The sequence below is a fragment of the Chryseobacterium shigense genome, from assembly GCF_014207845.1.
GTDB classification, from domain to species: Bacteria; Bacteroidota; Bacteroidia; order Flavobacteriales; family Weeksellaceae; genus Chryseobacterium; species Chryseobacterium shigense_A.
In genome coordinates this window covers 1,999,715-2,026,425 of record NZ_JACHLC010000001.1, presented here as the reverse complement: position 1 = coordinate 2,026,425, position 26,711 = coordinate 1,999,715, and the positions used below count along the sequence as shown (strand labels likewise).

The following is a 26,711-nucleotide window of genomic DNA, read 5'->3' as shown; positions in this document are numbered from 1 at the left end:
GCCCGTTTTTAATAATCCCCGAAATAAAATCCGGCTGCTTCGTAGAAGCAGCCGGAAAAAAACACAAATGATGAAAAAAAATAAAAAATTATATTATAATACCGGAGTATTAAATTTCTTAGTTAGCATAAACGGAATTTGAACCGATACCTGCAGTAAATGATCTGATTACAGAACCTGAAGTGCTGTATACTACAATTTTACTGGCCTGTGTGAATCCGTTTGAATCCGAAGTGAAAATCTTGTCATTGATTACGCTGAATCCGTATAGAGGAGAAAAATCATCCACACCGTTCGCAACAGTAAACAAAGGTGATGCAGGCACTGTTGTGGCGCTCATATCCATACCGTATACTTTTTTCCCTGAAGTGAAATAATATTTACCGTTTGAAATTTCGAGATTGGTAGCATTCGAAATACCTGTTAAAGTAGTTGTTTTTGTGATGCTGCCTGTGCTTGAAATCTGGTAGATATAAGAATCTGCAGTTCCCGCTGCAATAGCATATACATTTTGATTGTTTGAAATGATCTTGTTGATATTTCCGGCCGGTAATGTAATGGTGGACTGAACATCATTAGTAGAAGTATTGATGTAAGAAATTTTATTTCCATAACCGAATGAAGCATTCTGTACGAAAATATTGTTTCCTGCCTCCACAATCCTTTCAGCAGCATCCGTAAAAGAGATTTTTTTGATGAAAGAACGGTCTGAAACCCTGTAAATACTCACAAACTTATCCCCTAAATATTTATCATTTGTTACATAAATATTATTGTTGGCAAAAGCCATATAACGTGGAGTATTAAGTTCGGCTGTAATTTCGCCGTTTGCTTTGAAATTATAACGGTTTACGATTTGGATTTTATTCGAGTTATTCAATAGCAGATAAGCATTTTCACCGTTGAAAGCAACCATCTGTAAAACGTCACCCAATTTGGCACCACCGTTGTTAAGGGCGAAAACGTTATCCTGTTTAAGGTTCAGGTCTGCACTTACAAACGTTACGTCTGCTTCCGGTTTCCCGAAAGTACCTTCATTGGCAATCAGAAAACCGTTGCCGTAGAATATTTCCTGCTCATCATTACTGTCACTGTTACAGGACACAATGCCCGAAAGAAGTGCAAAAGCAAAAAGAAAATGTAGAAATCTGTTCAGTTTCATAATATTTTTAAGTTTAAAAATTAATGGCTGCATAAACACTGTAATTTCTCTTCGGCATCGGATAATAAGATACCGTCTGGTAAACAGTGTTGGTTATATTATTTACTTTAAATCCTAAAGTATATTTTTTGAAAAGTGTGGCAGAAACTCCTGCATTTAAAATAAAATAAGGGTCAATTGCTGTTGATCTTTGCTCATCACTAGTAGTATAGGTAAGACCGTTAAATAATCCCTGAGCATACAGCTTAAAGAAAGAATATCCATATTCTATATTTCCGACAGCTTTATGAACCGGAACATACATCATCTGCATTTGGGATTCTTTATTTATTGATTTCGAATAAGTATAGCCTCCATCCACTTTCAAAGCATGTTTTCCGAAATTTTTATTCCAGGTAACCTGGGATTCCAGACCGTAAGATTCAACCCGGGATGTATTGAAGGGAGCCCAATATCCATAAGACGTCGGAAGCCAGTTAATAAGATTCCTGATGTCCATATAATAAGGACTTAAAGTCACTTTAAAATCCCCGAAGCTGAACTCATTATTCATGTCAACATTCGTAGAAGTTTCAGACTTTAAATCCAGGTTTCCTCCCGGTTGCCAGTAAAGATCATTAAAAGAAGGAAATCTGAAGTTCCTTGAAAAATTAATCCCTAAATGATACCATTGTAAAGCATCCCATTTTCCTGAAAAAGAATACAGAAGCGGAGAAGAAATACCTTCTACAAAATCCTTTTTGATTCCTCCTTCAAAACGGAGATCTTTCGTTGCAAAATATCTTACCAAACCGGATAAGGAACCCACATTTCTGCTGATAGAACCAATTCCGGACTGATAGCCTTTGCCTTTATTCACCTGAAATTCACCGATTGCATTGATGTTTATTTTTGGGGAAATGAAGTAGTTGAAATCATTTTTGAAAATATAATTCTTTCCCTCCGCACCGCTTGTTTTAGGCTGGTTAAGATCTGAGAAATACTGGAAATTATCTTCCGTATAAGCTGCTTTTAAGCTGTTGGAAAGATTACTTTTATTGATATCCCATGCAATCAGGCTTCTTACAGTCTGTGCATTATATTTTGTCTTATTGCCGTTCTGCTCAAAAATAGGGTAATGCTGTGAGGCATCAAACATTTGGTTCTGCCATGAAATAGTCTGATGATCAGCAATTTTATAGGATACTCCGATATTTGCAGAAGTATTATAATACTTTCCGTTGATATTACTGAATCCCGTATTTCCCACAACGAATTCAGGAACTTTATAATCATTCTGGCTCGTTACATAACTTCCGGAAACTTTCACACTCAATTTATCATTGCTGAAAGAAGCCTGGACAAAATTATTATAAGTATCAAAAGAAGCCGCTTCCGAATAAACAGAAGCTTTAAATCCTCTGTTGAAATCCAGAATATTATTTAAATGAATACTTCCTCCAATGGCACCACTTCCATAAACCACACTTCCTCCACCGGCTTTTACATCAATCTGATCATATCCGAAAAGGGGAATATTATTCACATCTCCCTGTCCCAGAAAACTGGAATTGATATTGATTCCATTCCATACAAAAGCGGTCTGCTGGGCAGTAGTTCCCCGGAATGACGGTGAAGAAACAGCTCCACGACCGTTTTCCTTAACATAAATAGAAGATTGGAAACGTAAAAGTTCAGAAAGATTAGTTGAATTTTTTTCTACATCTTTTGGAGTAAGAGTACGTACCGGATGAAAAAGTTTCACTTTACTCATCTGGCTGTCGAAAATATAAATAGTATCAATGGCTTTCTCCTGTCCGAAAAGAAAGCTGCCGTAAGATGTACAAAGCAGTAATAAAGACCTTTTTATATCCATACTATTTTACTTTTCCTCCGAAAGTAATACGTTTTTAGTTATAATTCTGGCAGGTCTCCTGACTTTCGCTTTCTGTGCCTTCCCGTGTAAACAGTGACTTTTTACAGAAATTTTTAATGCGATCTACAGTTGCGGGGACAGTTTGGGCGTTTCACCCAATTCCCTATTATTTCCAAAATGCTGGAAACCAAAATTTTTGCAAAGATAACTTTTTAAATGTATCCCACAAAAAAGGTAAAAGTCAATTGTGAATTATGAATGATCAATTTTGCTTTGAAGAGAAATATAAAACGACTTTTTCAAATCCGGATGTTCACTTGCAAAGCAAAATTCACTATTGACAAAACTTCATCCTACAAAAATGATGAATCAAAATAAAACGGCAGCAGATCCTTAATAGAATGCACCTTTACCACTTCATCATTCATGCTTGAAAAATAAAGATCGATGTTTTCATGCTGCTTGGTTTCATATTCTATTAAACTTTGCCTGCAGGCTCCGCATGGTGGGATAGGAGGATTTTTTTCATGGAATTCTTTTGGGCCTCCCACAACAAAGATCTTTTTCACCTTTACATCAGGAAAATTGGCTGCTACCCAGAAAAGAGTGGTTCTTTCTGCGCAAAGCCCTGACGGATAAGCCGCGTTTTCCTGGTTGTTCCCGGAATAAATTTCACCGTTTTCCAGCAGGACAGCACATCCTACAAGGAAATTCGAGTAAGGAGCATAGGCATTTTCACGGGCCTCTTTGGCTCTTTCGAACAGTTTTTTTTCTATTTCGTTCAGTTCACTGCTGTTTTTAAAGTGCTCGTAACCGATCTGTATGTCTTTTTTCATATATTAGTCAGACTAAAAAATGGGGGCTAAAATTACTCCTTTTTCACCAGTTGGACAACGTTTTTTTTATTCATCCATTAAATTGAAATTCAAAAAGATAATAATGTTATATACACCAATACAATTCAGGAATATAGAGCTGAAAAACAGATGGGTAATGTCTCCCATGTGTATGTATTCATGCGAAAACGGACTTGCAAACGATTTCCATTTCGTACATTACGGAAGCAGATCCCAGGGCGGAACAGGACTTATCGTGGTTGAAGCTACGGGTGTGGAACCACGGGGGAGGATTACCAACCACTGTATGGGAATCTGGAACGATCAGCAGGCAGAAGAGCTGCAGAAAATTGTTGAATTTGTTCATTCCCGTTCAGAAAGTAAAATCGGGATACAGCTTGCCCATGCAGGAAGAAAAGGTTCTACCTGGAATAATCTGCAGATTTCTCTTGAAGAAGGCTGGGAAACGGTAGCGCCAAGCGCCATTCCATATCATCCTGCTGAAAGGATTCCGCATGTTTTAACTGTTACTGAAATTAAAGAACAGGTTCAGAATTTTAAAAACGCGGCAAAAAGGGCTGTAAAAGCCGGTTTTGATGTCATAGAAATTCATGGAGCACATGGATACCTGATCCACCAGTTTTTATCACCGCTTTCCAATATCAGGACAGACGAATATGGCGGGAGTTTTGAAAACAGAATCCGCTTCCTTATTGAAATTGTAGATGCCGTTAATGAAGAGCTTGACGAAAATACCGCTCTTTTTGTAAGAATTTCCGGTACCGAATATGCTGAAAACGGATGGAATATCAACGACAGCGCAGAACTTTCCAAAATCTTGAAAGAACATTCTGTAGATTTGATAGATGTTTCAAGCGGAGGAAATATTCATGGGGCTAAAATAGCTGTATTTGATGGCTATCAGGTTCCTTTTTCATCTCAGATCAAGAAACAGGCAAACGTAAAAACCGGCGCGGTGGGACTCATTACAAAAGCGGAACAGGCTGAAGATATTCTGCAAAAAGGAGATGCAGATCTCATATTTATTGCACGGGAGATCCTGAGAAATCCATATATTGCCGTTCAAGGATCATTTGAAACGAAAGAAGACTGCTTCTTTCCCCACCAGTACACAAGAGCAAAAATTTCATCATAATACAGGGAATGGATATTGAAGACTTTATGCTTACCTGTCCCAGCAAGAAGTTTCTGGGAATAGAATGCCTGGGGTGTGGTGCCCAGAGGGCAATTCTGCTGGTATTTGAAGGGAAGTTTTCAGAGGCTTTTCAATTGTATCCGGCAGTTTATACATTGCTTCTGTTTCTTTTTATCTTAGGGCTGAGCTTTACAGACAGAAAAAGGAAGTATGGCAAAATCCTTATGATCATGGTTGTGGTAAATCTCATCATCATGATCACATCCTATTATTATAAACACTTTTATATCCATTCTCATTGATAAAATCAATGTAAGTACTGTATTTTTTTAATGCTTAATAGAAGTAGGTAGAAAAAAAGTCGTAGAATTACTACAAAATATAAATCTGTTTGGTAAAAACTTTTTAAATTAGAGCATGAAGTCTATCTTTGTTAGAATAACTTTATAAATTGTATAACCTTTAATGATGAAAATATAAGAATATGGCAGGAAATTCAAGAGGAATCTTAAAATTCAATGGAGGAGAAGGACAAAAGCTGTTGAAGCTTAATTACAGCGTATCGAGATCTACAGATGTTTCAGGACGTGTGGCATCAGACCCTTCAAATGCTTTGATAAAAATAACCGTTGAGGCAACTGAAAAATCTGATATTCTTGAAAGTTTATTGAACAGCAAATACAAACCTACAAGCGGTGAAATTACATTCAATAAATCTCACGAAGAAGGAACCCTGATTACCCTGAAATGGGAGAACGGATATGTAATTCAGCATGAAGTGGATTTTGATGCTATCGACAGTAATAATATGCTGGTAAGCTTTGTAATAAGTGCGGAAAGCATCAGTTATGGGAATTCATTATATGACGGATTCTGGCCGTTAAGCTAGATCCGGAATAGTACAAAATACAAAGAGACTGTCCCTCAAGACGGTCTTTTTTTACCTGTTGTGAATGCTATTTGCTGGTAAGGAATCTTTGTTTATTCTCAAAAATTCCCGCTTGTATGAATAATATACACATTTTAACACAAATCACTTTATAAAATATGTCTAGTACACCTGAAAAATCAAAAGGAACGAGTTTTCGCCCGGCACAGAATGCAGACGGGGTATCCGAAAATCATCATACCGGGATCAATCGTCTCGTAAAGCTTTCCTTAGTTATAGAGGGAAAAATTATCAAATTTTATAAGCACTTTAAACTTAAGCAGAGCACCCAGCGTCATCATGAATTTACACTTACCCTGGCACATGACAGCTTGGGCGACCGCCAGACCCATTCCCTGGAAGAAGCCAATAAATTCCTCGGAAAACGTCTCACCGCAGTTATTTCCTATAAAGATATAGATAACAGCCCGGAAAGAACCTTTGTAGGAATCATTACCGGGGTAGCCTTCAGCCAGGAAAAAATGAGCCTGGGGAATATTGTGCTTACAGGAAGCAGTCCTACTATTCTTTTGGATGGAGCCTCCCATGTTCAGAGTTTCGGAGGAGGGCAGCCGGTCAATATAGGAATTATTGCAGAAGAAGTTATCAAGCAGGGAATTGATAAAGGCCGCTTTGATATCAGGATCGATGCCAATAATTTTTCACAGATCATTTATAGCAGCCAATACGACGAAACACACTACAATTACCTGGCAAGAATGGCCGAAGCATATGGGGAACAGTTCTTTTATGACGGTGAAGTGCTGCATTTCGGAAAACTGCCGCCTCAGAACAAACCTATCATCCTGACCTACGGAAGCAGTGCCAATGATATCAAAGTTGAACTGAAAGCTATACATACAAAACCTCAGTTCTATGGCTACAACAGTAACAAAAATGAGAAGCTTACTTCAGGTGTTACTCCCATTCAGCACGTCAGTGATCTCGCAAAAACAGCTTACGATCATAACAATAATATTTACAAAACCCCTGCACTTCAGATAGCTCCGATTAAAGCAACCACACACCTTGATGTGGAATATTCACAGAAAAGTGCTTCAGGAAGCGGAGCGGTGAATGTTTTTTCTATTTCAGGAAATACAACGGTTCCATTCCTTCATCCGGGATGTATCGCTGATGTTCAGATGAGAAAACAGGACTCTAATGAAACCTCCTATTTTACAAGAATCATGATCACAGAAGCTGAACATGAGATCGATACAATAGGACATTATAAAGGAAGCTTTACAGGAATAGCCGCAGATACAGGATTTCTTCCAAGACCGGAATACAAAATTCCCAAAGCCGAACCGCAAACCGCCGTGGTAATATCCAATGAAGATCCGGAAGGACAGGGAAGGATACAGGTGCAGTTTGACTGGCAGACAAGCGATACAACCCACTTTATCAGGATGATGAGCCCGGATGCGGGAGGAACAGATCAGATCACACAAAACAGAGGATATGTTGCAATCCCCGAAGTCGGAGATCAGGTTATGGTTAACTTTGTTCACAGCCATCCGGACAGACCTTTCGTTATGGGAGGAATGTTCCATGGAGGGATAGCTTTAGGCGGAGGAATCAATAACCATCTGAAATCTATCCAGACCAGAAGCGGGATCAGAATTTTAATGAATGATGAAGAAGGAAGTGTAAAGATTATGGATCCAAGCGGAAATATCTACTTTATGGACGGAGCCGGAAACATAAGCCTGACAGCACCAAAGAATTTCACAGTGAATGCCGGAGATAATATCAGCATGACCGCCGGAAAAGAAATATCAATCAGTGCCGGAGAAGGAATCAACAGTTCTGCCAATGACAGTATTATTTCCACGGCAGGAAAAGATATCGTTCAGACAGCTGCCGGAGATATCCGCGAAACATCGGATACCAGAACGGAAATGGTAGAAAAAGAATTCAAAAGACAATCCGAAACATCCAATGAAATAGCCGGAGAAATATCCATGTTCAGCGAGCTGGAAAATATGACGATGCAGAGCGGTAAGATTGTGGAGTTCAACAGTGCTGAAAAATCAAAACTTTTCTGATATGGCCATCATTAAAACAGCTAAGAATATACAGATAAAAGTGGCAGACTCTTATCAGCTGAATGTTGGTAAAAAAGTTGAAAAAATTGCCCAGAAACTGAATGTTGAAGCACAAAGGAACAACCTTGTTCTGGCAAGCAATAAAAAAATAATGTCCGAAGGGAATAAATAATTGTAGAACCGTTTGTTTAAAAAAATAATCAATGTCAGAGGAAAATATAGTTTTTTCAGATTATTCACCGTCATCGCCCCCGAAAGGGCAGATAGATATTCGTATAGGTATCTTTTTCGATGGTACACAAAACAACAGGAATAATACACAGGCCGGAGGAAATGAACCCGGGCATAAACCCACTCCGGAGCAAAGGGAAGCTTACAACAAATATTCTAATAAAGAAGATGACAGCTATACCAACGACCTTTCCAATGTGGCAAGAAAGGAATACTGGTACAAAGAAAACAAAAGCAAATCTGTAGGAAAAATCTATATTGAAGGTATCGGGACCGAAAATTCCCTGGGAGATAAAGATAAAAAGCTGGATCATAAAGGTGTGGCTTACGGTTCCGGTTCCACAGGAATCAGGGCTAAAGTGGAAAAAGGCTGCACCGAAGCGCTTGATGTAATCAAAACATTAAAAGGAAATTTTGAAATAAACATCATTACATTTGATGTTTACGGGTTCAGCAGGGGAGCCGCGGCAGCGAGGCATTTTACGTTTGAAGTTACCCAGACGAAACCGAAAAACGGATTGCTTGGCAGTCTTCTGGAAGGCGGCGGTATAAAATATGAAGCAATTAAAATAAGATTTTTAGGAATATATGATACCGTTTCCTCTTATGATCCTAACGCTAAGGAATCCACAATCAGCCCGGATTTTACCAATGATGTTACAGAGCTGCATCTGAATACCCTCAAAGCACAGAAAATTATCCACCTGGCCGCATCGGATGAACACAGAGAGAATTTTATGCTGACCAGGGTAAGGCTTGCAGGCGGGACAGATTATTTCCTGCCGGGAGTACATTCAGATGTCGGAGGCTGCTATACCCATAATATGTCAGAAAATAAACAGATTATGGACTTTGATAATACCTGGAGAGACGGATTGAGCGATGAGCAGTATGATACCATTCTGAATAATGATTTGAATAACCTTATAGAACAGGGATGGTTTAAACGCAGCGAAGTTACAGGTCCCAATTCCTGGCATGAAACCTTTATAAACAGGGCAAAAATAAGCAACAGGTACAGTTTTATCCCTTTGCATATTATGAGCGAAATGACCAATAAAAACTACAGCGACACCATTGATGTGGAAAATATAAGAAAAGCATATAAAATTCCTAACGGATCAGAAGATAAATACTACCCTTTGGATTTAACCAAACTTAAAAAAAGACTGGATGATTATGTAAATGGAGCAGCTCCTTCCATGACCTACTATACCAACAGGCAAATTGAAGATCTGCGGAAACAGCTGGCGGCTAAAAAAATAACCGCTCAGAAATTCAATCAGATTGTGGAAGATCATAATTTATTAATATATCTGAGAAACAGATACCTGCACTGGAACTCAAAATTCGGTGCTATTGGTTACAGGCCTAATTTCAGGCTTGACACGGCAAACTTACAGGTAATCAGATCAAGAAGAATGGCTCCGAACTCATGAAAAACCTTGTTAAACATATCATTATAAGATGTATTATCCTGCTCGTTCCATATCTTGGATTTTATTTCATGTATGCAGAGAGTGGATTCAAAGGCCAGACCTATGATCTGGATGAGATCCCATTGTATGTATTTTTTGCCGTAGCAGTATATGTTTTCCTGGAAGGGTTTTTCTGGCTTTATAAGAAAAACAATACAAAGTTCCTTGCCAATCTGTGTATATTGGTATTCATGGCTCTGCTGTATTTTATACTGCCGCACAGGACATATTTTAATTAAGAAAATCAAAAAGAAAAGAGATGAACATAAAAACAGGTTTAATTTATTTTTTAATTTTTATAAGTTCATTAATCTCATGTCAAAATAAAATGGAAAAATACGAATGGCTTCCCACGGAAAGCTCCCCCCTTTTGTACCCAATGAATATATATCAGGGTTATCTGCATCTTGAAGATGGCAGCAAAGTATATATTCCCTGTTCCGGAGTTTCCCATACAGGCTGGGGATACAGCGGTTCAAGGCATGTTCAGGGAGAAGATATGAAGGCTGTGCCCGTAAAACTGGAGGTAACATGGGCATCTTTCCTGGAAAATAAGTTCTATAAAGGAAGCTGGGATCTGCCGGCAGACAAAATGAAAAAACTGTTTAAAGAAGGGACAGTGAACCCGAATACGAATAAAAAAGAAGGCTATACATCCGTTGTGGTGGGGCTGGCCCCGGGTGGAGTTGCTGTAGTCTGGATGTACGGAAACGATCAGCAGGTGGAAATAGGAAGATATCAGGCTAAAGAAACCCATGTTTCCATGGAAGAATATGTTCCCGGAAATCCAGGTATTTCTCAGGAAGAGTATTTCGATATGAGCAAATCTGTTCCCGAAGCCTATGAGAATATGAAAAATAAAGGAATCCAGTCAGGAATTTGGGATACCTACCGTAAAAAATATAACTGGAGAACAAGAATAGAAATTCCCGATCATACTGCCCGGAATATAAATATGGAAATGTATAATGGGGAAGAAGAAACATTATTTAATGAAACCCTTGCGGCAAATCCATTTAAGGAAAGGGCAATTCCGCGTTTGCTGTCTTATGTGTTTGCAGATAAAAATGGCGGGCAGACAGTTTTTGAAGTAAAGTATTTTGATGAAGATGAGATTTTTTCATTATTTAAACAGATAGATGAAAAAAAGCCCCTGGAAATTGTACTCCGCATGAATGGAGACCTGACCAATAAAAAACTCATAATCAAACAGGATGATAAAGAATTTCCGATGCAAAAGATAGATCCGGAGAATATCTGGAAATTAAGAAAATAAGATTGTAATCAATGCCGTACTGCTTCACGAAGTTGTTTCATATACAGAACATTAAATAAAAAGTGCTGACAGAAAATGCGGATACCGGATTATTTTTATGCAGAAATATAACATACATACTGTTCAGAAAGGAGAAAGCTTAAAAAGTATAAGCTCATTATATAATCTGGATGCCGGTGCGCTAAAGTTATTCCATAATAACCACTGCAATGTAAAGGACATGATCCTGATTGAGCTTACAGGACAGAAAGAGCTCTTTCTTCCCAGAACAGCGGTAACAGATAAAAATAGGCTGGTAAAGTTTGGAAGGGCAAACAGTCTGGTCTTTCAGCCTGGTAATTTATTCATGAAGTACGGAGTGATTGTTACCATTGAAAATAATGACAGGAAAAACGAACTGAAATATGAAACCTCAGTCCGCTGGCTGAAAACAGAGAACAGGCTCCATTTTTTTGAAATAGACAGAATTTCAAATCTGTACCTGAATGAAGAAGAAGTAAATGAAATAGCAGACCTGCTGGCTTATAAAACATCTAAAGTCTTATATCCGCTGCAGATAAGCGTAGATGAGAAAGGAAAATTCAATGATGTGGAAAACCTTTCCGTGTTTAAAGAAAGGTGGTCTTCCGTAAAAGAAGAAGTATATAAAGAATTTGATGGTGAAACTGTAGATGAGTATTGCCTGAAGATCGAAAGAATAATAGAAGAGCCCGATGCAATGAACCTTTATTTAAAAAATGACTATTTCATCAGGACATTATTCTTTGGAATGTATCAGAGTTTCGGACAGGATTTCCGGACAGGAACAGAAGTAAGCTTCCCGATTGTTAATAATCCCGTAGAGCCGAAATATGAAATAAAACTGGAAATAGATCCCCTGAAGGATGAATATAACCTGGTACATATAGAAGGAGAAGGAACACTGAATGACGAAAGATCAGTTTATGATTTTATGAATAAAGCACCTTTCTCAATGATTATTGAAGATCATCCTGTGATGAATCATGAAGGCAATTTCAGAATATCATACTACCTGAACGGGGAAACCTTACTTTCAGAATCATTATATCTGGAATGCGATATACAACTTGAAAAGAAAAAGAAAATATCAGTAATGATTGCCGGATTGGCAGACTCATAAAAAACGTAACGAAATGAAAACCAAATTAAATCATAAACTTTCCATACTGGCCTTTATATTCAGCTTTAGTCTGTATTTTGGGCAAAAAATAGAATTTAACATCCCGAAAGATATTGAGACTTTACAGAATTCCATCTTTTATTTCCAGAATGATTTTACAAAAGATGAAGCAAAAGCCGCCGCTGCATCCGATAGTGATTTCTCAACTACCGTTGATCTCTATAATCTAAATGATGATGCAGATAATAAAAATCCCTATCTGGCTTTAGCCGTAAAAAGCGGAGGCAAACCGAAACAATTCATTCAGCAGGCAATCTGGAATGTCAATATGAAAAAAGTGTCTTCCAACAATACCAAAGTCACTGTTTTCCTTGAAAAAATAATTCCGGACAGCTGGTCTAAAAAAGAAGTGGATACAAAACTCACCAAATCTACCGGTAAACTGGAAAAAGAGATCAAAGAATTCCTTCTGGCCTATGAACCGTCGGAAGCAGCAAGTGCCGCAGAAAATGCAGAAATCTCAGCAACCGATGCCGCTGAAACGGCAGCCCAGGCTGCAGCTAACATTGCCACGTTTGAAGCAAAAGCTGCCCAGAAGAAAGAAATATCAAAAAAATTACAGAATTTATTCAGTAAAAAACAGTTTATTTCGTTACCTGCCACATCAGATACTTTTACAAAACTGTTACAGACAGATCCTGCTCAATTGGAGTGCAAAGATTGTAAGGACGGACAATATTCCAACTGGGATTTTGATGACTTCAATATGATCTACGCCAATATGAATGGCGGTGCAGAATACTATGCTATTCAGTATTATGGGAACAACAGCGTTTCAGGATTACCGTACGGGTTGGTATTCAACGACAGTTCACCTTCCGAATGCAAGCAGAAGTTTGCAAGATACAATGCACAGCTTTATCAAACCACAGTTGATACCGATGAAAACTCATCCAGGGCATTAACGGTAGTTACCTTTAAGATGAATTCCTCTTTTGTCCGTCTGGAATTCGGGAATGAATATTTAACCAGATTAGTAATTTCAAATAAAGAATTTTAGCCATGGCAGAAAAACATATTGTAGTACAGGGCGCTATGTGCAAATGCCAGTTCGGCCAGGTGCCGGACAAACTCAAAGTGCTCTCACACCAGAAAGAATACGCTAATGATAAAAATGCTTCCAAAAAACTGATCGTCACAACGAAAGAAATAGGAGGAGCTACATTTGAAAAGAATACCTTCGGGAACTGTACAAAAATGGGAAGCCCGCCGCCGCCCTGCAAAATTATGGTTACAGAATGGAAAGATTATTATGAAAAAGTACAGCTTACCAATACCGGATATATTATTCTCGAAAACAGTAAGGCAGTCTGTGCCATTGCCGGAACTCCATGTATTGAGATCATAGACCACGGGCAGAGAACAGAAGGCAGCCCGCAAAATTTCAAAAATGCCGATCAGGATGTGCAACAACAGATCAATCCGCTGGTAGATTCTGAAGAAATGTATAATGAGCAGCCTGATTATGGAGGGCAGGACAGCGCAATCTAAATGATAAAGAAATGGCAAAAGGTGTTAAAAAAATAAAGATTACTCATGGTAATTATTATCCGAAAATGTCCGTTCCCGGGCAAAGGGTTACTATTGTGCCTAATCAGGACGTAACCTTCCAGATTGGTGAATGGCTGCCGGATACCACTGCTGAAGATAAAAAGAAACCTGTTATCTGGATGAGGCAGACCAACGACAGGAAAATCATTATTTATCAGGTTCCGTCATCTACCGGTTATAAATTCAGTATTGACAAACGGTTCTGCGGAAGCTATCAGTTTTACATTGAGGCTAGCTTTTCCGGTAAAAGAGACACCAAAAACAATACAGGCCTGTATGTAAAAGGCTGGTGCGAACCTAAAATTGTTACCAGTAAATGGACCACACAAAGAGGAAGCAAAACCAGTATTAAAAACCAGAATAAGAACAATTATATCTCTTACGGACACATTGTTTATCTTAACCTTACAACAGAAGGACTGAACGGAAATACCGTAATTGTAGAACTTTGGAATCAGCAGCTGGCAAAAGCGGATAAGCTGGTTCATGTATACACCAATGTACAGGTAATAGATGGGGAAGTCAACTTAAAAATAGAAAACACCTACGCATGGATGGCCTATGTGGATAACATCCAGAATGTAGAGGAATTTTATATCAAAGTAAAAGATCCCGGCTCCAAAAAATATATTAAAGACAATCTGGGTGATGAACTTCATGCCATTTACCTCAATGTAAAGAATAAGGTAGTTACTACCAATGCCAATGTCAGTAAAAACCAGACCCCTACCAAAGTTTACAAACCCGATCTAAGCACAGCCCGTTATGAGCCCTGCAAGTTCGAAATGATTAAGCTCACAGAGCATGTAGTGAAAGACGGGAAAGCAAGCGATACAACAGTTATCGCATTTGATAATGGTAAAGGACTGAAAGCCAAAACTGCCCCACAGGAAAAAATTAACAGGACAATCTATTATAAATTTGATTCAACTGTTATAGATAAAGACGGAGAAGAAGTCCTGAATAATATCCTGAAGTTTCTTTTGGAACATAAAGGCTCTACCATTAATCTGAGCGGTTATGCCTGTGTTATAGGAAAACAGAACTACAACAAAGGACTTTCCCAGAGAAGGGCAGATGTTGTAAAAAAATTCTTCGGAGACGGAGGGCTGGATCTTTCCAGAATCATTTCCACCGGAAAAGGAGAAGTTGATCCTTCCGATGACAAAATGGGAAAAGATAACATCAGGTATAAGAATGAAAAAGACTACGAAAATAATAGAAGGGTAGATATTTCATTCACATTCCAGGCACATGATGCCCAGACCATTGTTTATGAAGCACTCGCGCCGAGTTCTGATATCAATCTTACCATAGATGTTTTACAGCATATCAACAAAGGTTGCTTCAGGGGAAAAGATAAACACGAAAAGAAAATCATTGTAAAATCCGTTGAATACCCAAAGCCTCATGAAATTAATGCAAGTTCACTGGCATTTCCGGTAAATTCACAGTTATCATGGGCCAATGCAGCCCCTTTAAATTATATCTGGCCTACATTCAATGCGTTGGAAATGGGCAGTTCCGCTACCATTTATAATGTTTTTGTTAACTCCTGCAGATGGTTTTCCAATAAAAATAATGCCGTTGTACAGGTAAAGGTGTTCCCGGACATCAAATGGACGGTTGAATTCAAATGGAACCACGATCAGCCGTTTGCTTACAGTTTCGGAAACAAATTACACCCTTACGATATTAAAGAAGGCCAGAAAAAAGTAATCGGTGCCGAGCTTGACCGCGGATGGTCCAAAAATTACGGGGAAATGGAACAGTCATTCGCGCTTTCATTAAAAGCAGAATGGAACAGAATCACTCAGGGCAGATCAAGTGCGCCCCAGACTTTGGAACTGGGACACAAATGGGATGGCAAAATCAGGAAAACCCTGACACTTTTCAATAAAATGAAAAGTATGACCGAAAGAGTTTCAAATTCTCCGCTTTCCAAGGGAAAAGCCAGATTCGTAATAGAATCACCTAAAATTGCTTTTTCAGCACAGTGGTACCTGGAAAGAGCCCCGAAAACAGCGCTGGATCTTACCACTATGGTAGTCATTGGAGTTTCTGCAAAACCTTTGGTAGAAGCCAAAATTGAAGTAGATCTCTGGAAAATATTCGTGAAGTATGGAGGAGACGCCATCTGTCCCGGTGCCGGAAGTATCATCTCATGGATTCTGGATAAGCTTGGAAAAGAGGCCGGAATGCATTTCCTTATTAGCATAAGCGGCGGTATATACATAGACGGTAAGGTAAGTATCAATACTTCCTATCCTAAAGAAACCTCCGGAGAAGTAAAAGCAACCGGAAAAATACAGGTTGTGGCCGAATTTAAAGCGTGGGCGAAAGGAGGAGTAGGATATCTGGCTTTTGAAGGCGAGGTAAAAGCAGACGTAACAACCTCTGTAACAGGCGGAGTAAAAGTGGGTGCAGATAAAAACGGAATTTATGCATCCCCGGTAGCAGAATTTGCAGGTGTTAAAGCCACATTTGTAGCCGTTGGAACAGTGAAATTAGGTATCTTTAAAAGAACCCTGACCTATGAAGGGGAATCCAGGCTGGTAATGCCGGATGAAATTAAATTTGAGAAACATTATATTTAATAAAAGAAAAATAAAATGAAACAGTTGTTAATTATTTTAGGATGTTTTTTAGCAATGAGCTGTAATTCCCAGAAACAGGGAGACGACAGGCTCATCGGCAAATGGGACGGTTCCCTTAAAGATTCAAAAACCGGAGGCCCGATAGAAAAAATTATCCTGGAATTTACAAAAGACGGAAAATTTCTCCAGCATTCAGGAGAAGGGAAGATGCAGAATACTGTAGAATCTACCTATGAAGCACAGGATGGTAAAATAATTACAGTAGATAAAGAAACCCACGAAAAGGCTGAAGGCAAGTACGCCGTAAAGAACGATACTCTTACCATCACATTCGAAGGAATGGAAAATAAGTATATAAAGCTTAAATAAACAGGACAGATTACTTACTTAGTGATGATTTCCCAAGCCAATAAAATACAGTAAAAATGACTCAATTTCAGGAACCTTATTACCTGGTGGATTTTAATTCCTCCATATGTAATTTTGATATTTTCATTAATGATATGCCTGCTTTTACCCATCATGTGGGAGGAGCTGTAGCATCACATATGCCCATCAATCATTTTATGCTGGAGCCGGGTTCACAGAAGATCAGAATAAATGTCCTGCCGTTGAAAGGAGAAGATTCCCTGAGGCCGGACGGGTTCATCACCATTAAAGTATTCAGCTATGATGCTTCCACAGAAAATTATGAAAACACCGTCGAAGCATTCAAATATGAAAGATTGGATTTTTCTGAAAATAAATTACCGGTTATCAATCTAACCAACGATTTTAAAGCTGATGTAAACTACCGGATAGCCGGATGGAAAGTCTCAGATTCATTCAGTGCTGATACAGCAAATACACATGATATCGAAAAATATTTCAGATTCATTCATGGCCTGTTTAAAGAAAAGGATATAGAAAGCATCCACACTGAAATGAAAGACAGATTTGATGAAATTGATACATCAATGTACCTCGGAGCTGTTGACAACAGGCTGGAACTGTCCAAACTGTTTGGAGAACTCTCAGGAGGTAAATTTATCCTGGATGACTTTCCCGCTTCTACAGAAGTGAAATTTTTTGGTGACGGTAAAGTATGCACTTTAGCAGATTCAGAAGGCAGGCCGATCATTCACTATACCAACAAAGAAACCAACGAAGAATTTTCCCTGCCGCTTTTCATCCATAAAAGAGCAGGTAAATACAATATAATTAGATAGTTGACTTTATATCAGGAAAAATCATGACTTTTTTGGGTGGCTTGTGCTGGTTGTCAATCTGTTCTCCTTTTCAGGCACTAACCGTAAATACAGATCAGTAATTTTATATTTGAACATCCAATAATCTGACGAATAAAAAGTATTTTTGGATTTAAAAGACATCAATACTCAACAATTAAATGGAGAATAAAAGGAAAATGTCGAAAACAGGGTATGCAGTCATTGGAATTGTTGTATTTTGTTTTCTCTATTTTATTCTGTGGCGGATTTTTAAAGAAAAAATGCCGTTTCACGGATATCTGGATCATATCTACAAAAACTATGATGATTATGCAGGCCACGCGCTCATCTTTTTCCCGGTCCTGATTTTCGTTTTTATTTTCCTTAATGCACTCAGGCCTACTGCCTCCAAACGTTTTTTAAGACTGCAGGCTTCACTTCCCACCTCTAAAATCCAGTCAATTGCCAAAGGACTTGTTGAGCTGGAAGGAACATTGATCATGAAAGACCCGCTGATCTCTCCCGTAGACCATGAACTGTGCATCGGATATTACTACACCATTGAAGATATTGAAAGAGATGATGATAACAGGGAATCCTACAGAACAGTTCATAAAGAAACCCGGTGTGCTATTTTCAGTATAAAAGACGACACCGGAATTATAGAAGTACAGCCGGATGGAATTGAATTTATTCTTTTGGGAGAAACCAATATCAGCAGCAACGGAAGCAAAAGATACAAAGAAACCCTTTTAAAAGATGGTCAGAAAATGCTGCTCGTAGGGTATGCAGATGTTAAAGACGGAGTTCCTTTCATCAGGAAAGATGATCGTTATAAAGTTCTGGGAATTACCTCCGCCTCCGGAATTACAGTATGGAATACCTATCAGCCGCTGCTGAGATCATTCTTATTTACCTGTTCCGTAATCCTTTTAATAATTATTTACATACTTTTACAATAATGAACCAAACTGTTGCCATTATATTACTCGTACTTTTAGCAGTGGCTGTTATCAGCTTTCTCATCAATGTATACAACAAGCTGGTGATGCTTAAATTTAATGTGGAAAAAGCTTACGGGAACATTGATGTTGTTCTGAAGCAACGGGCAGACGAAATTCCGAACCTTGTAAGTATTGCCGGACATTTTCTGAATTACGAAAAAGAAATTCTTACCAGGCTCACAGAGCTGAGGTCCTCTTATAACCATACCACCGATCCGGAGAAGAAAACAGAGCTGGCGAATGAAACGTCCAGAGCTTTATCATCATTCTTTGCCGTTTCCGAAAACTATCCCGAACTGAAATCCAATAATAACTTTCTGGAACTCCAGAAAAGAATTTCCGAACTGGAAAATAAAATTTCAGACAGGAGAGAATTTTTCAATGACAGTGTAAATCTTTACAATATCGGCATCCATGAATTTCCCAACGTCATATTGGCGAAAATGACAGGTTACAAAGACAAAACCTTACTGGAAGTTACAAACTCCGAAAAACATTATGAAGGTGTTCAGTTCTGATATATTTTTCGGGCTCGGACATGAGATCGCAGACAAACCGGAACTCATAATATTTGCAGCCTTGTTCCTGCCCTTGCTTCTGCTGGTTCCTGTGACATTCATAGGCTGGGTTTTCAGAAAGCTTACATTCAATATGTATGTAATCAATGTATTGCTGTATACTCTGATGTTTACATTTGTGCTGGGCCTCCTTACTGTTTTTGTTCTCTTCTTTATAACCGATAAGGATATCGTAAAACTGACTTACTGCTGGCTCACAGTTTTTACAGGCATGTTCTTTTTCAGCCTGATGAACGCCAATACCATCACCAAAATGTTTAAAGACTGGTCTAAAATTATTAAAGAAAAAGACAATTCCGGCAGGTAACACAATAATTAATATTTTCAGCATTTAGCTCCCGCTTCATAAGATCAGTCTAGCTGGTCTTACGCTTTGTCCTCCCTAAAATCAAACATGATAAGAATGAAACTTTGCATTAAAAAATAAAAAACCGGCTCAACGAAATTGAACCGGCTATATTTTTGATTAAAATGAATTACTTCACAATAAATTTCAGAACAGACTGATCAAGCTTTAAAATATAAACTCCCTGCTCAAGATTTTTAATCTTAACAGAGTTTCCATTTTTAAAAGGACTGTTAATCGTCTGAAGTGTTTTTCCCTGAAGATTAAGGATCTCTGCCGTTTTGATATTCTGCGTATTACCTTTCACAAAGATTTCCTGTCCGGAGATCGGGTTAGGATAAACCTGAAGTTCCTGAGCCACATTCTCCTCAACCAACAATGTTTTTTGAGCCTGTTTGGCAGTTCCCGAATAACAGGTCCATTTAAGGTCATCAATAGCCACTCTGTTGCTTGATGAAGTGTTGACCAGGCTTACCGTTACATTTCCGGAAATATTGATATTGTTGATTGTTGTAGTTGCAGCAGTGGCACTGTAAGGTATTGTTCCTACTGTTGTACCGTTTACTTTCACATCAAAAGTTCCGTCGCTTCCCGAGAATTTAAGCTGGGTAGTTACTGTTAATGATCCGATACCATTGGCTGAACTTCCTGAAGTTAAAGAACCATTTCTTACTGTAATAGCCTGACTGTTAATTGTCTGGTCAGTCCTAGCATCCGTAGCTGTCCATGAAATACCGCTTCCCGTCCAGGTTCTTGTAGTATAAGAAGCACTGGAGGCAGGAATTGTTGCGAAAGTTTCATTTACACAGCTTGTACCCGGAGCAGGTGTCTCCGGATCAGTGGTTCCCGGGGTGGAAGTGCCCCAGATCTGGTTGACATAGTTAGGATTGTCTATAAACGGATTTCTGTTCCCCTGATAGGTATACGAAGCATTATTTCTGCTGATCTCCGCTGATGAAACAGGATCCTGATTGTGCCATGCCAGAAGAACATTCAGTTCCCAGGTCTGTAATCCGGGAAATGTTGAGCTTCCTAACATATTACCGGAAGAAAAAGAAGAAAGCTTGCTTTGATAACGGGTTACAAAATAAAAAATCATCCTTGCCACGTCACCTTTGAATTCATCAATGGGTTCAAAAACAGTTCCTGCATATCCTGAAGACGAAGAACTGCCCAGTTTTGAGCCGTTTTGAGAAGTAAATGTTGCAGAACCTACCTTTCCGAAAGGATAATTACTTCTCATACCGTTCACCTTTCCGTCAGTAGCCCTGATAAAATGAATATCCGAAACCATTGGTGCAGCTTCACTGAATAAGCTTTGAGGAACAATATGCTCCCTGTTGTAGCAGTTACCTTCCGTAGAATAGGTGCCACACTGGTTGGTTCCCGGTGTATATTTGTAAGGATCTGTTCCTGATGGCTTTTCTGAATAAATATCCATGATCGAACCGTCATTTTCATAGTTCTTATCAATATCGGTTGTTTTATAACCTGTCCAGAGTCCGTTATATCCTTTGTCCTGATGTCCGTTTGAAATAATAGAACTCAATGCTGTTTTCAGGGCGGCACCGCTCAATCCGTTTGCTGAATTGTAATATCCTGCAGGAGCCTGGGCATTGGCAAGCCCTGCTATTACAGTACATAAGAGAATTTTTTTCATACTAATAAAATTTTTGTAAGAATACTATATTTTCGTGAATAAAAAATTACATTACTGTTAATTTTAAAATGTACAGCATGTAGTTTTGAACAGATCTTTTCAATTGGAAGGTTTCAAAGAACAACTATTCATACTCATTGTTTCTGAAAGGCCTATCTTTAAAGCATAAATTGTATGAAGAGAATCAAATTATGGGAAGTATTTATATTGGGATTGTTTTTGTTTTTTTATTTTTAACAATATTACTTTCTGCTCTTGCAAAACAGAAGAAAATCAATTTTTACTTCCTGTTTATTGTATATTTTCTGCTGCTTACCGGATATCTTATCAAGGCAGGGTTTGATGTTAAAGAATATAATGCCTATAATCGGGAACCCTTTTCCAATGTAAGGGGAATTGTTATTAATAATGAATCCGTTACTATTAAAGATCATGATAAACTTTTTGAAGAACTAAAGTCCGATGAATTTACCTGGGTTAACCATCCTGTAAAAAAGCAAGAATATTTTATCAGTATATATACAAAACAAAGAGTGTATACATTTAAAATATGGGACACATATAATCAGGGAGTTTTGGTATACAGGATCAATAAAAAAGGAAAAGAATTTGTCACCAACAGAAATGACGGAGTAGGTTATCTTTTAAATAATATAAAATAGAAGATTGGTTCTATTAAAATAATAACCGCCGGTACAGGAAAAATGTACCGGCGGTTGTATATGATAATTGATTTAAATAATCTTATTTTCTCTGAGGAGGGTAGTTTTTCATGATTTCGGCCATAATCTCAGGGATCTGTCTCTGTTTAGCTTTCGGGGAATCTACGGAAATTCCGCTTCCGATACCCTGCCAAACCAGTTTATTTGTTTTAGAATCGATGAGGTCTACAATCAGGGCTCCTTCATTATAATTGCTGGTCCATGTTCTGCTCATTCCTACGCCCCAGCCGAAAGGTCCGCCCCAACCCCACATTCCGTAAGGAGAATTGTTGGTAATATCCGTAACCTTTTTATGATTGGCTTTTACATTAACGATCAGATCTGGATTTTCACCAGACTGAAGCCCTTTGCTCTGAAGCTGTCTCGATAATTCGTTTAAAACCCTGTCTTTATCAATGTCATTCAGTTTCAGATCGTCAATTCTGATTTTATAAGTTTTATAAGTCATAAAATTGGCTGTTTCAGCATAATCTGAACGTACCTGAAACGGACTGCACGATGTAAGGCCTAATGCAGCCGATGCTAACAAAATAAAAATATATTTTTTCATTTTATTTATTTTTTTTATCGTTTTTAATAAATGTATCCGTCTTTTTATCGTACCCGTAAGGACAGTGTCTGCATCCGCTTTTACAGCAATATCCCCTTTTCAGATGGAATTTTTCCGTAAAAACCTTGTACCCCTGTTCATTATAGTAGAAGTCTTCACCTTCTTTGATGTCATATTGGGCCATAAGTTAAATCTCTAAGTCAAAAAACTTTATATTTGTTAGTATGATAATTATATGCCAAAAGCCATTAAAAAAATTAAAAATTAACGGCATTGCTCTCTTTCCCTTTATCTTCATTAGGAAACCCGAAGATAAGGAAAATAAAGTACTTATCAACCACGAAAAAATCCATCTAAGACAGCAGCTGGAAATGCTTGTTATTTTCTTTTACATCTTTTATGTCATTGAATATTATTACTGGTTTTTTAAACTTAAAGACGGTTTTCTGGCCTATAAAAAGATCTCATTTGAACGGGAAGCTTACGCAAATGAAAACAATCTGAATTATCTGAAGAGAAGAAAATTCTGGAATTTCAGGAAATATTTGTAGAGATTAAAAGATTAAAAGATTAAAAGATTAAAAGATTAAAAGATTAAAAGATTAAAAGATTAAAAGATTAAAAGATTAAAAGATTAAAAGATTAAAAGATTCTTACTAATATTCAATAGGAGTGGGCTTTAGCCCACTTATAAAAAATAAAATTCCCAGGCTTTAGCCAAAACTGTTACACACATTTCAGATATTTTAACAAACAATCTAGAATATTCTCCGGAAATCACGTACAATTATCACTCAAACATCTGTGTAAATCCGTGCAATCTGTGGTCAAATCTAAATTTCTCCTGTCAGTTGATTTATCATTAATCAATACAATTCATAAAAACAAATCTTTTACTAATTTTGCAGATAATAGTTAAACCATAGAAATGCTATTACAAGCTCCGGCAGAACCTGTTCCCATTCAGGAAATACCCATTCATAAAAATATAAAACTCTTTATTAAAAGAGAAGACCTTATCCATCCCCAAATCTCAGGAAATAAATACTGGAAGCTGTTTTACAATATTAACAGTTACCTGGAGAAAGCCCCTGAAAATCCTTATATTATTACTTTCGGAGGAGCATTTTCCAATCATATTGCTGCCGTTTCTGCTGTGGGAAACCTGTCCGGCATTTCTACATTGGGAATCATCAGAGGAGAAGAACTGGAGAACAAATGGCGGGATAATCCAACACTTCTTTTAGCAAAAAGAAACGGGATGAACCTGAAATTTGTAACCCGTGAAGAATATAGGCATAAAGAAAAATTAACAGAATTTCTTCATAAAGAGTTCCCGGATGCATTAATTGTTCCGGAAGGAGGGACCAATGAAGATGCCGTGGAAGGTGTTAAAATGATGCTCAATGACCAAACAAAAGATTTTGATTATCTTTGCACCGCAGTAGGAACCGGAGGAACGGTTGCCGGAATTGCAAAATTTTGTGAAGAGCATCAGGAAGTTATAGGATTTAAGGTAGTTGACGATGATTCACTGGAGAATAAAATCTTAGAATTAACTTCAAGGCAGAATTTTAATCTAATAGATTCATGTTTTGGAGGTTATGGTAAAATAAAAGATGAAAACATCCGTTTTATCAATGATTTTAAAGAGAAATACGGGATTCCTTTGGAACCGGTGTATACAGGAAAAATGATGCAGAAAGTTTTTGAACTGATAGATGAAGGATATTTCCCTGAGAACAGTAAGGTTTTGTGCTTTCATACCGGCGGACTGCAGGGAATTGAAGGAGCTAATCTGCTTTTGGAAAAACAGAATAGAAATTTAATTATATAAGTAAAATTGAAAAACATGAAAAGACTTTTCTCAATCGTAAGCCTTTTAGTTTTATCAAAATTCTCAGCCCAGGCTTGGGCTACTGAAGACCAGTACATTCAAAAATTCGCTAAATATGCGGTAGAAGAAATGGAAAAATACAAAATTCCGGCTTCTATTACATTAGCCCAGGGACTCCTGGAAACAGGTGGCGGGCAGAGCAGGCTGGCTCAGGAAGGCAGAAATCACTTCGGAATAAAATGTAAGGAAGACTGGACCGGAAAAACCATGAAGCATACGGATGATGCTCCCAATGAATGTTTCCGTGTGTATGACGATCCCAGACAGTCTTACGAAGACCATTCCATCTTTTTATCCACAAGAAAATACTACGCAAATCTTTTTAATCTTGACATGAAAGATTACAGAGCGTGGGCCTACGGACTTAAAAAAGCAGGATATGCAACCAATCCCCGATATGCATCGATACTGATCGGGAAAATTGAAAGATACAAACTTTATGAGTATGACAATACCAATTCCAAAGAAGTACTGTATGCCGTTCTTAAAATGTATCCGGATCTGAAAGACGACGGAACTTTCATGGCACAATTGGAGCCCTCCAAAATGATGGTTAAAAAGGCCAAAGATCCTGTAACTGTAGAAGTTCCTTATAAACAGACCTCTTATGCCCAGCAGCAGAAAAGAGTTGAAAGAATCAAAACAAAGGCTGAAATCCTGAACTCCATTCTTATCAAAAGCCACCCGAACGAAGGCTTAAAATATATCGTTATTCCTGAAGATACTACCGTTAAATTCATTGCAGATAAATTCAGAATAAGCGAAAGCAGGTTGGCTAAGTGGAATGAACTTAACAGTGATGTTTTAAAGAAAAACGATATTGTTTTTCTGGAATCCAAAAATTCTGAAGGAACTACCGCTACCTATAAAGCCGAATCCGGTGAAGATATGCACGATATTGCCCAGAAATTCGGAATCAAGCTAAATAAATTATACGCAAAAAACAGGATGGATGAAGGACAGAAACCTTCTGCCGGCCAGCTGATTTATTTAATTGATAAAAAACCCAGAAATTAATTTTTGCTGCAGGTTTCCTGCTTTCAGATAACTGTCTGTCAGCTACGAACCTTCAACTCTTAACTGAAATATGAAATACCAAAGAAGTTCGGCTTTATTTGATGAAGCCTACAAATACATTCCGGGAGGAGTAAATTCGCCGGTCCGTGCATTCAAATCCGTGGGAGGAGTTCCTGTTTTTATGAAATCTGCTAAAGGGGCTTATCTTACCGATGCGGACGATAATACTTACATCGATTATATCAACTCATGGGGCCCTGCTATTTTGGGACATACCCATCCTGAAGTTTTGGAAGAACTGAAGCTGCAGGCTGAAAAAGGCTTTTCTTTCGGAGCTCCAACAGAACTGGAAACAGAAATTGCAAAATTCATCGTAGAAAACGTTCCCAATATAGACCAGATCAGAATGGTTTCTTCAGGTACGGAAGCCTGTATGAGCGCTGTAAGACTGGCGAGAGGATTTACAAAAAGAGATAAGATCGTTAAATTTGAAGGCTGTTATCACGGTCATTCAGATTCATTTCTGATCAAAGCGGGAAGCGGTGCCGCCACCTTTGGAAACCCGAATTCTCCGGGAGTAACAGAAGGAACGGCTAAAGATACCCTTCTGGCCCGTTATAATGATTTTGAGCAGGTAGAAGATCTGTTCCGTCACAACCAGGGAGAAATTGCAGCGGTTATTATTGAGCCGGTTGCCGGAAATATGGGCTGTGTGCTTCCTGAAAATAATTTCCTTCAAAACCTGAGAAAAATCTGTGATGAAAACGGAGCTTTATTGATTTTTGATGAGGTAATGACCGGTTTCAGACTGGCTTTCGGAGGTGCTCAGGAATTGTACAATGTAAAAGCTGACCTAGTGACTTACGGAAAAGTGATCGGCGGAGGTCTTCCGGTGGGTGCTTTCGCCGGCAGAAATGAAATTATGGATCATTTAGCTCCAAAAGGTGGGGTTTACCAGGCAGGAACATTAAGCGGAAATCCACTGGCTATGAGAGCAGGATTGAAAACATTACAGCTTATTAAAAATGATCCAGAGTTCTTTAACAGAATTAATAAAACAACGGAAACACTGGATTTTGGAATTGGGAAAATCCTGAATGAAAAAGGAATTGCTCATAAAATCAACAGAAAAGGATCCATGATGTCTGTGTTTTTCCATACCAACAGGGTTTCCAATTTTGATGAGGCAGCGGAGTCCAATCATTCTTTATTCAATAACTTTTTCCACCAGATGCTTCAGAATGGAATATATCTTCCGCCAAGCGGCTATGAAACCTATTTCATCAGTGATGCAATCAGAGATAGGGAAATTGATATGACACTTGAAGCTGTAAGAAATTTTGATTATTTTTAAAAGATTAAACAGATAAAATATATAGGACTGGATTTATAATCCGGTCTTTTTTA

General features: G+C 38.2%; 28 protein-coding genes and 1 riboswitch. Of the genes, 22 read left to right on the top strand and 6 right to left on the bottom strand.

Features of this window, described 5'->3' with window-relative positions:
* Nucleotides 1–118 precede the first annotated feature (118 nt).
* The 3 genes from HNP36_RS09360 to cdd all read right to left on the bottom strand — a co-directional run bounded on the left by HNP36_RS09360 (nucleotide 119) and on the right by cdd (nucleotide 3,853).
* Nucleotides 119–1,162 carry a hypothetical protein gene (locus tag HNP36_RS09360; protein ID WP_184158158.1) on the bottom strand — a complete coding sequence of 348 codons (1,044 nt, stop codon included), beginning with the start codon at nucleotides 1,160–1,162 and terminating at the stop codon, nucleotides 119–121.
* Nucleotides 1,163–1,175: 13 nt separating this feature from the next.
* A complete protein-coding gene (locus HNP36_RS09355; protein WP_184158160.1) occupies nucleotides 1,176–3,017 on the bottom strand; it encodes a TonB-dependent receptor plug domain-containing protein in 1,842 nt (613 codons plus the stop codon).
* 30 nt (nucleotides 3,018–3,047) lie between these two features.
* A riboswitch (cobalamin riboswitch) is annotated at nucleotides 3,048–3,224 on the bottom strand.
* Nucleotides 3,225–3,370: 146 nt separating this feature from the next.
* Entirely contained in the window at nucleotides 3,371–3,853 is a 483-nt protein-coding gene (gene cdd / locus HNP36_RS09350; protein ID WP_184158162.1) for a cytidine deaminase, read from the bottom strand.
* 103 nt (nucleotides 3,854–3,956) lie between these two features.
* Between cdd and namA the strand changes: the two genes are divergently transcribed.
* From namA to HNP36_RS09265, 17 genes are all read left to right on the top strand, one after another.
* On the top strand, nucleotides 3,957–5,009 hold the full coding sequence (namA, locus tag HNP36_RS09345; RefSeq protein WP_184158164.1) for an NADPH dehydrogenase NamA: 1,053 nt from the start codon (nucleotides 3,957–3,959) through the stop codon (nucleotides 5,007–5,009).
* An 8-nt stretch (nucleotides 5,010–5,017) separates the two neighbouring features.
* On the top strand, nucleotides 5,018–5,311 hold the full coding sequence (locus HNP36_RS09340) for a DUF2752 domain-containing protein (protein WP_184158166.1): 294 nt from the start codon (nucleotides 5,018–5,020) through the stop codon (nucleotides 5,309–5,311).
* 182 nt (nucleotides 5,312–5,493) lie between these two features.
* Nucleotides 5,494–5,898 carry a type VI secretion system tube protein TssD gene (gene tssD / locus HNP36_RS09335; RefSeq protein ID WP_184158167.1) on the top strand — a complete coding sequence of 135 codons (405 nt, stop codon included), beginning with the start codon at nucleotides 5,494–5,496 and terminating at the stop codon, nucleotides 5,896–5,898.
* Between the two features lie 158 nt (nucleotides 5,899–6,056).
* The gene (locus HNP36_RS09330; RefSeq protein ID WP_184158169.1) at nucleotides 6,057–7,988 is read left to right on the top strand and encodes a type VI secretion system Vgr family protein; all 1,932 of its coding nucleotides are present in this window, start codon (nucleotides 6,057–6,059) and stop codon (nucleotides 7,986–7,988) included.
* Nucleotide 7,989: 1 nt separating this feature from the next.
* The gene (locus HNP36_RS09325; RefSeq protein ID WP_184158171.1) at nucleotides 7,990–8,160 is read left to right on the top strand and encodes a hypothetical protein; all 171 of its coding nucleotides are present in this window, start codon (nucleotides 7,990–7,992) and stop codon (nucleotides 8,158–8,160) included.
* A gap of 31 nt (nucleotides 8,161–8,191) precedes the next feature.
* Nucleotides 8,192–9,658 carry a phospholipase effector Tle1 domain-containing protein gene (locus tag HNP36_RS09320; protein ID WP_184158173.1) on the top strand — a complete coding sequence of 489 codons (1,467 nt, stop codon included), beginning with the start codon at nucleotides 8,192–8,194 and terminating at the stop codon, nucleotides 9,656–9,658.
* Nucleotides 9,655–9,936 (top strand): hypothetical protein, encoded by a 282-nt coding sequence (locus tag HNP36_RS09315; protein ID WP_184158175.1) that lies wholly within the window; start codon nucleotides 9,655–9,657, stop codon nucleotides 9,934–9,936. The genes HNP36_RS09320 and HNP36_RS09315 overlap by 4 nt, the downstream gene beginning before the upstream one ends.
* An 89-nt stretch (nucleotides 9,937–10,025) precedes the next feature.
* The gene (locus HNP36_RS09310) at nucleotides 10,026–10,973 is read left to right on the top strand and encodes a DUF2931 family protein (RefSeq protein ID WP_262889251.1); all 948 of its coding nucleotides are present in this window, start codon (nucleotides 10,026–10,028) and stop codon (nucleotides 10,971–10,973) included.
* A gap of 97 nt (nucleotides 10,974–11,070) precedes the next feature.
* A complete protein-coding gene (locus tag HNP36_RS09305) occupies nucleotides 11,071–12,114 on the top strand; it encodes a hypothetical protein (RefSeq protein WP_184158179.1) in 1,044 nt (347 codons plus the stop codon).
* 13 nt (nucleotides 12,115–12,127) lie between these two features.
* Nucleotides 12,128–13,174 carry a hypothetical protein gene (locus HNP36_RS09300; protein ID WP_184158181.1) on the top strand — a complete coding sequence of 349 codons (1,047 nt, stop codon included), beginning with the start codon at nucleotides 12,128–12,130 and terminating at the stop codon, nucleotides 13,172–13,174.
* Nucleotides 13,175–13,176: 2 nt separating this feature from the next.
* The gene (locus tag HNP36_RS09295) at nucleotides 13,177–13,665 is read left to right on the top strand and encodes a DUF4280 domain-containing protein (protein WP_184158183.1); all 489 of its coding nucleotides are present in this window, start codon (nucleotides 13,177–13,179) and stop codon (nucleotides 13,663–13,665) included.
* A gap of 11 nt (nucleotides 13,666–13,676) precedes the next feature.
* A complete protein-coding gene (locus HNP36_RS09290) occupies nucleotides 13,677–16,322 on the top strand; it encodes an OmpA family protein (RefSeq protein ID WP_184158185.1) in 2,646 nt (881 codons plus the stop codon).
* A 15-nt stretch (nucleotides 16,323–16,337) separates the two neighbouring features.
* Nucleotides 16,338–16,691: a hypothetical protein gene (locus HNP36_RS09285; protein ID WP_184158187.1), complete on the top strand. Its 354-nt coding sequence runs from the start codon at nucleotides 16,338–16,340 to the stop codon at nucleotides 16,689–16,691.
* A 56-nt stretch (nucleotides 16,692–16,747) separates the two neighbouring features.
* Nucleotides 16,748–17,530 carry a hypothetical protein gene (locus tag HNP36_RS09280; RefSeq protein WP_184158189.1) on the top strand — a complete coding sequence of 261 codons (783 nt, stop codon included), beginning with the start codon at nucleotides 16,748–16,750 and terminating at the stop codon, nucleotides 17,528–17,530.
* 197 nt (nucleotides 17,531–17,727) lie between these two features.
* Nucleotides 17,728–18,492 (top strand): hypothetical protein, encoded by a 765-nt coding sequence (locus HNP36_RS09275; protein WP_184429258.1) that lies wholly within the window; start codon nucleotides 17,728–17,730, stop codon nucleotides 18,490–18,492.
* Nucleotides 18,492–19,052: a LemA family protein gene (locus tag HNP36_RS09270; protein WP_184158193.1), complete on the top strand. Its 561-nt coding sequence runs from the start codon at nucleotides 18,492–18,494 to the stop codon at nucleotides 19,050–19,052. The genes HNP36_RS09275 and HNP36_RS09270 overlap by 1 nt, the downstream gene beginning before the upstream one ends.
* Nucleotides 19,033–19,419, top strand: coding sequence for a hypothetical protein (locus HNP36_RS09265; RefSeq protein ID WP_184158195.1), 387 nt, complete (start codon nucleotides 19,033–19,035; stop codon nucleotides 19,417–19,419). The genes HNP36_RS09270 and HNP36_RS09265 overlap by 20 nt, the downstream gene beginning before the upstream one ends.
* 169 nt (nucleotides 19,420–19,588) lie before the next feature.
* On the opposite strand, the gene HNP36_RS09260 is transcribed toward HNP36_RS09265, so the two are convergent.
* Nucleotides 19,589–21,118, bottom strand: a complete 1,530-nt coding sequence (locus tag HNP36_RS09260; RefSeq protein ID WP_184158197.1) for an endonuclease — start codon at nucleotides 21,116–21,118, stop codon at nucleotides 19,589–19,591.
* Between the two features lie 191 nt (nucleotides 21,119–21,309).
* Here HNP36_RS09260 and HNP36_RS09255 point away from each other — a divergent pair, with 191 nt between their 5' ends.
* Nucleotides 21,310–21,780: a hypothetical protein gene (locus HNP36_RS09255; protein ID WP_184158199.1), complete on the top strand. Its 471-nt coding sequence runs from the start codon at nucleotides 21,310–21,312 to the stop codon at nucleotides 21,778–21,780.
* An 82-nt stretch (nucleotides 21,781–21,862) separates the two neighbouring features.
* Here the strand turns inward: HNP36_RS09255 and HNP36_RS09250 are convergent, their stop codons facing one another.
* A complete protein-coding gene (locus tag HNP36_RS09250; protein ID WP_184158201.1) occupies nucleotides 21,863–22,390 on the bottom strand; it encodes a DUF4136 domain-containing protein in 528 nt (175 codons plus the stop codon).
* 1 nt (nucleotide 22,391) lies between these two features.
* On the bottom strand, nucleotides 22,392–22,574 hold the full coding sequence (locus HNP36_RS09245; protein WP_048502239.1) for a DUF5522 domain-containing protein: 183 nt from the start codon (nucleotides 22,572–22,574) through the stop codon (nucleotides 22,392–22,394).
* 40 nt (nucleotides 22,575–22,614) lie between these two features.
* Between HNP36_RS09245 and HNP36_RS09240 the strand changes: the two genes are divergently transcribed.
* The 4 genes from HNP36_RS09240 (at nucleotide 22,615) to hemL (ending at nucleotide 26,658) form a co-directional block, all read left to right on the top strand.
* Nucleotides 22,615–22,941, top strand: coding sequence for a hypothetical protein (locus HNP36_RS09240; RefSeq protein ID WP_184158203.1), 327 nt, complete (start codon nucleotides 22,615–22,617; stop codon nucleotides 22,939–22,941).
* A 377-nt stretch (nucleotides 22,942–23,318) separates the two neighbouring features.
* A complete protein-coding gene (locus tag HNP36_RS09235; protein ID WP_184158205.1) occupies nucleotides 23,319–24,227 on the top strand; it encodes a 1-aminocyclopropane-1-carboxylate deaminase/D-cysteine desulfhydrase in 909 nt (302 codons plus the stop codon).
* Nucleotides 24,228–24,242: 15 nt separating this feature from the next.
* Nucleotides 24,243–25,304, top strand: a complete 1,062-nt coding sequence (locus tag HNP36_RS09230; RefSeq protein ID WP_184158207.1) for a glucosaminidase domain-containing protein — start codon at nucleotides 24,243–24,245, stop codon at nucleotides 25,302–25,304.
* A 70-nt stretch (nucleotides 25,305–25,374) separates the two neighbouring features.
* Entirely contained in the window at nucleotides 25,375–26,658 is a 1,284-nt protein-coding gene (gene hemL, locus HNP36_RS09225; protein ID WP_184158209.1) for a glutamate-1-semialdehyde 2,1-aminomutase, read from the top strand.
* Nucleotides 26,659–26,711: the final 53 nt, after the last annotated feature.

Coding starts and splice junctions, on each gene's coding strand:
- HNP36_RS09360 (WP_184158158.1), bottom strand. CDS start 1,162: ATGAAACTGAACAGATTTCTACATTTTCTTTTTGCTTTTGCACTTCTT.
- HNP36_RS09255 (WP_184158199.1), top strand. CDS start 21,310: ATGGGAAGTATTTATATTGGGATTGTTTTTGTTTTTTTATTTTTAACA.
- HNP36_RS09330 (WP_184158169.1), top strand. CDS start 6,057: ATGTCTAGTACACCTGAAAAATCAAAAGGAACGAGTTTTCGCCCGGCA.
- HNP36_RS09310 (WP_262889251.1), top strand. CDS start 10,026: ATGGAAAAATACGAATGGCTTCCCACGGAAAGCTCCCCCCTTTTGTAC.
- hemL (WP_184158209.1), top strand. CDS start 25,375: ATGAAATACCAAAGAAGTTCGGCTTTATTTGATGAAGCCTACAAATAC.
- HNP36_RS09250 (WP_184158201.1), bottom strand. CDS start 22,390: ATGAAAAAATATATTTTTATTTTGTTAGCATCGGCTGCATTAGGCCTT.
- namA (WP_184158164.1), top strand. CDS start 3,957: ATGTTATATACACCAATACAATTCAGGAATATAGAGCTGAAAAACAGA.
- HNP36_RS09265 (WP_184158195.1), top strand. CDS start 19,033: ATGAAGGTGTTCAGTTCTGATATATTTTTCGGGCTCGGACATGAGATC.
- HNP36_RS09275 (WP_184429258.1), top strand. CDS start 17,728: ATGTCGAAAACAGGGTATGCAGTCATTGGAATTGTTGTATTTTGTTTT.
- HNP36_RS09245 (WP_048502239.1), bottom strand. CDS start 22,574: ATGGCCCAATATGACATCAAAGAAGGTGAAGACTTCTACTATAATGAA.
- HNP36_RS09295 (WP_184158183.1), top strand. CDS start 13,177: ATGGCAGAAAAACATATTGTAGTACAGGGCGCTATGTGCAAATGCCAG.
- HNP36_RS09300 (WP_184158181.1), top strand. CDS start 12,128: ATGAAAACCAAATTAAATCATAAACTTTCCATACTGGCCTTTATATTC.
- HNP36_RS09235 (WP_184158205.1), top strand. CDS start 23,319: ATGCTATTACAAGCTCCGGCAGAACCTGTTCCCATTCAGGAAATACCC.
- HNP36_RS09355 (WP_184158160.1), bottom strand. CDS start 3,017: ATGGATATAAAAAGGTCTTTATTACTGCTTTGTACATCTTACGGCAGC.
- HNP36_RS09280 (WP_184158189.1), top strand. CDS start 16,748: ATGACTCAATTTCAGGAACCTTATTACCTGGTGGATTTTAATTCCTCC.
- HNP36_RS09320 (WP_184158173.1), top strand. CDS start 8,192: ATGTCAGAGGAAAATATAGTTTTTTCAGATTATTCACCGTCATCGCCC.
- HNP36_RS09340 (WP_184158166.1), top strand. CDS start 5,018: ATGGATATTGAAGACTTTATGCTTACCTGTCCCAGCAAGAAGTTTCTG.
- HNP36_RS09240 (WP_184158203.1), top strand. CDS start 22,615: ATGATAATTATATGCCAAAAGCCATTAAAAAAATTAAAAATTAACGGC.
- tssD (WP_184158167.1), top strand. CDS start 5,494: ATGGCAGGAAATTCAAGAGGAATCTTAAAATTCAATGGAGGAGAAGGA.
- HNP36_RS09285 (WP_184158187.1), top strand. CDS start 16,338: ATGAAACAGTTGTTAATTATTTTAGGATGTTTTTTAGCAATGAGCTGT.
- HNP36_RS09290 (WP_184158185.1), top strand. CDS start 13,677: ATGGCAAAAGGTGTTAAAAAAATAAAGATTACTCATGGTAATTATTAT.
- cdd (WP_184158162.1), bottom strand. CDS start 3,853: ATGAAAAAAGACATACAGATCGGTTACGAGCACTTTAAAAACAGCAGT.
- HNP36_RS09315 (WP_184158175.1), top strand. CDS start 9,655: ATGAAAAACCTTGTTAAACATATCATTATAAGATGTATTATCCTGCTC.
- HNP36_RS09230 (WP_184158207.1), top strand. CDS start 24,243: ATGAAAAGACTTTTCTCAATCGTAAGCCTTTTAGTTTTATCAAAATTC.
- HNP36_RS09260 (WP_184158197.1), bottom strand. CDS start 21,118: ATGAAAAAAATTCTCTTATGTACTGTAATAGCAGGGCTTGCCAATGCC.
- HNP36_RS09270 (WP_184158193.1), top strand. CDS start 18,492: ATGAACCAAACTGTTGCCATTATATTACTCGTACTTTTAGCAGTGGCT.
- HNP36_RS09325 (WP_184158171.1), top strand. CDS start 7,990: ATGGCCATCATTAAAACAGCTAAGAATATACAGATAAAAGTGGCAGAC.
- HNP36_RS09305 (WP_184158179.1), top strand. CDS start 11,071: ATGCAGAAATATAACATACATACTGTTCAGAAAGGAGAAAGCTTAAAA.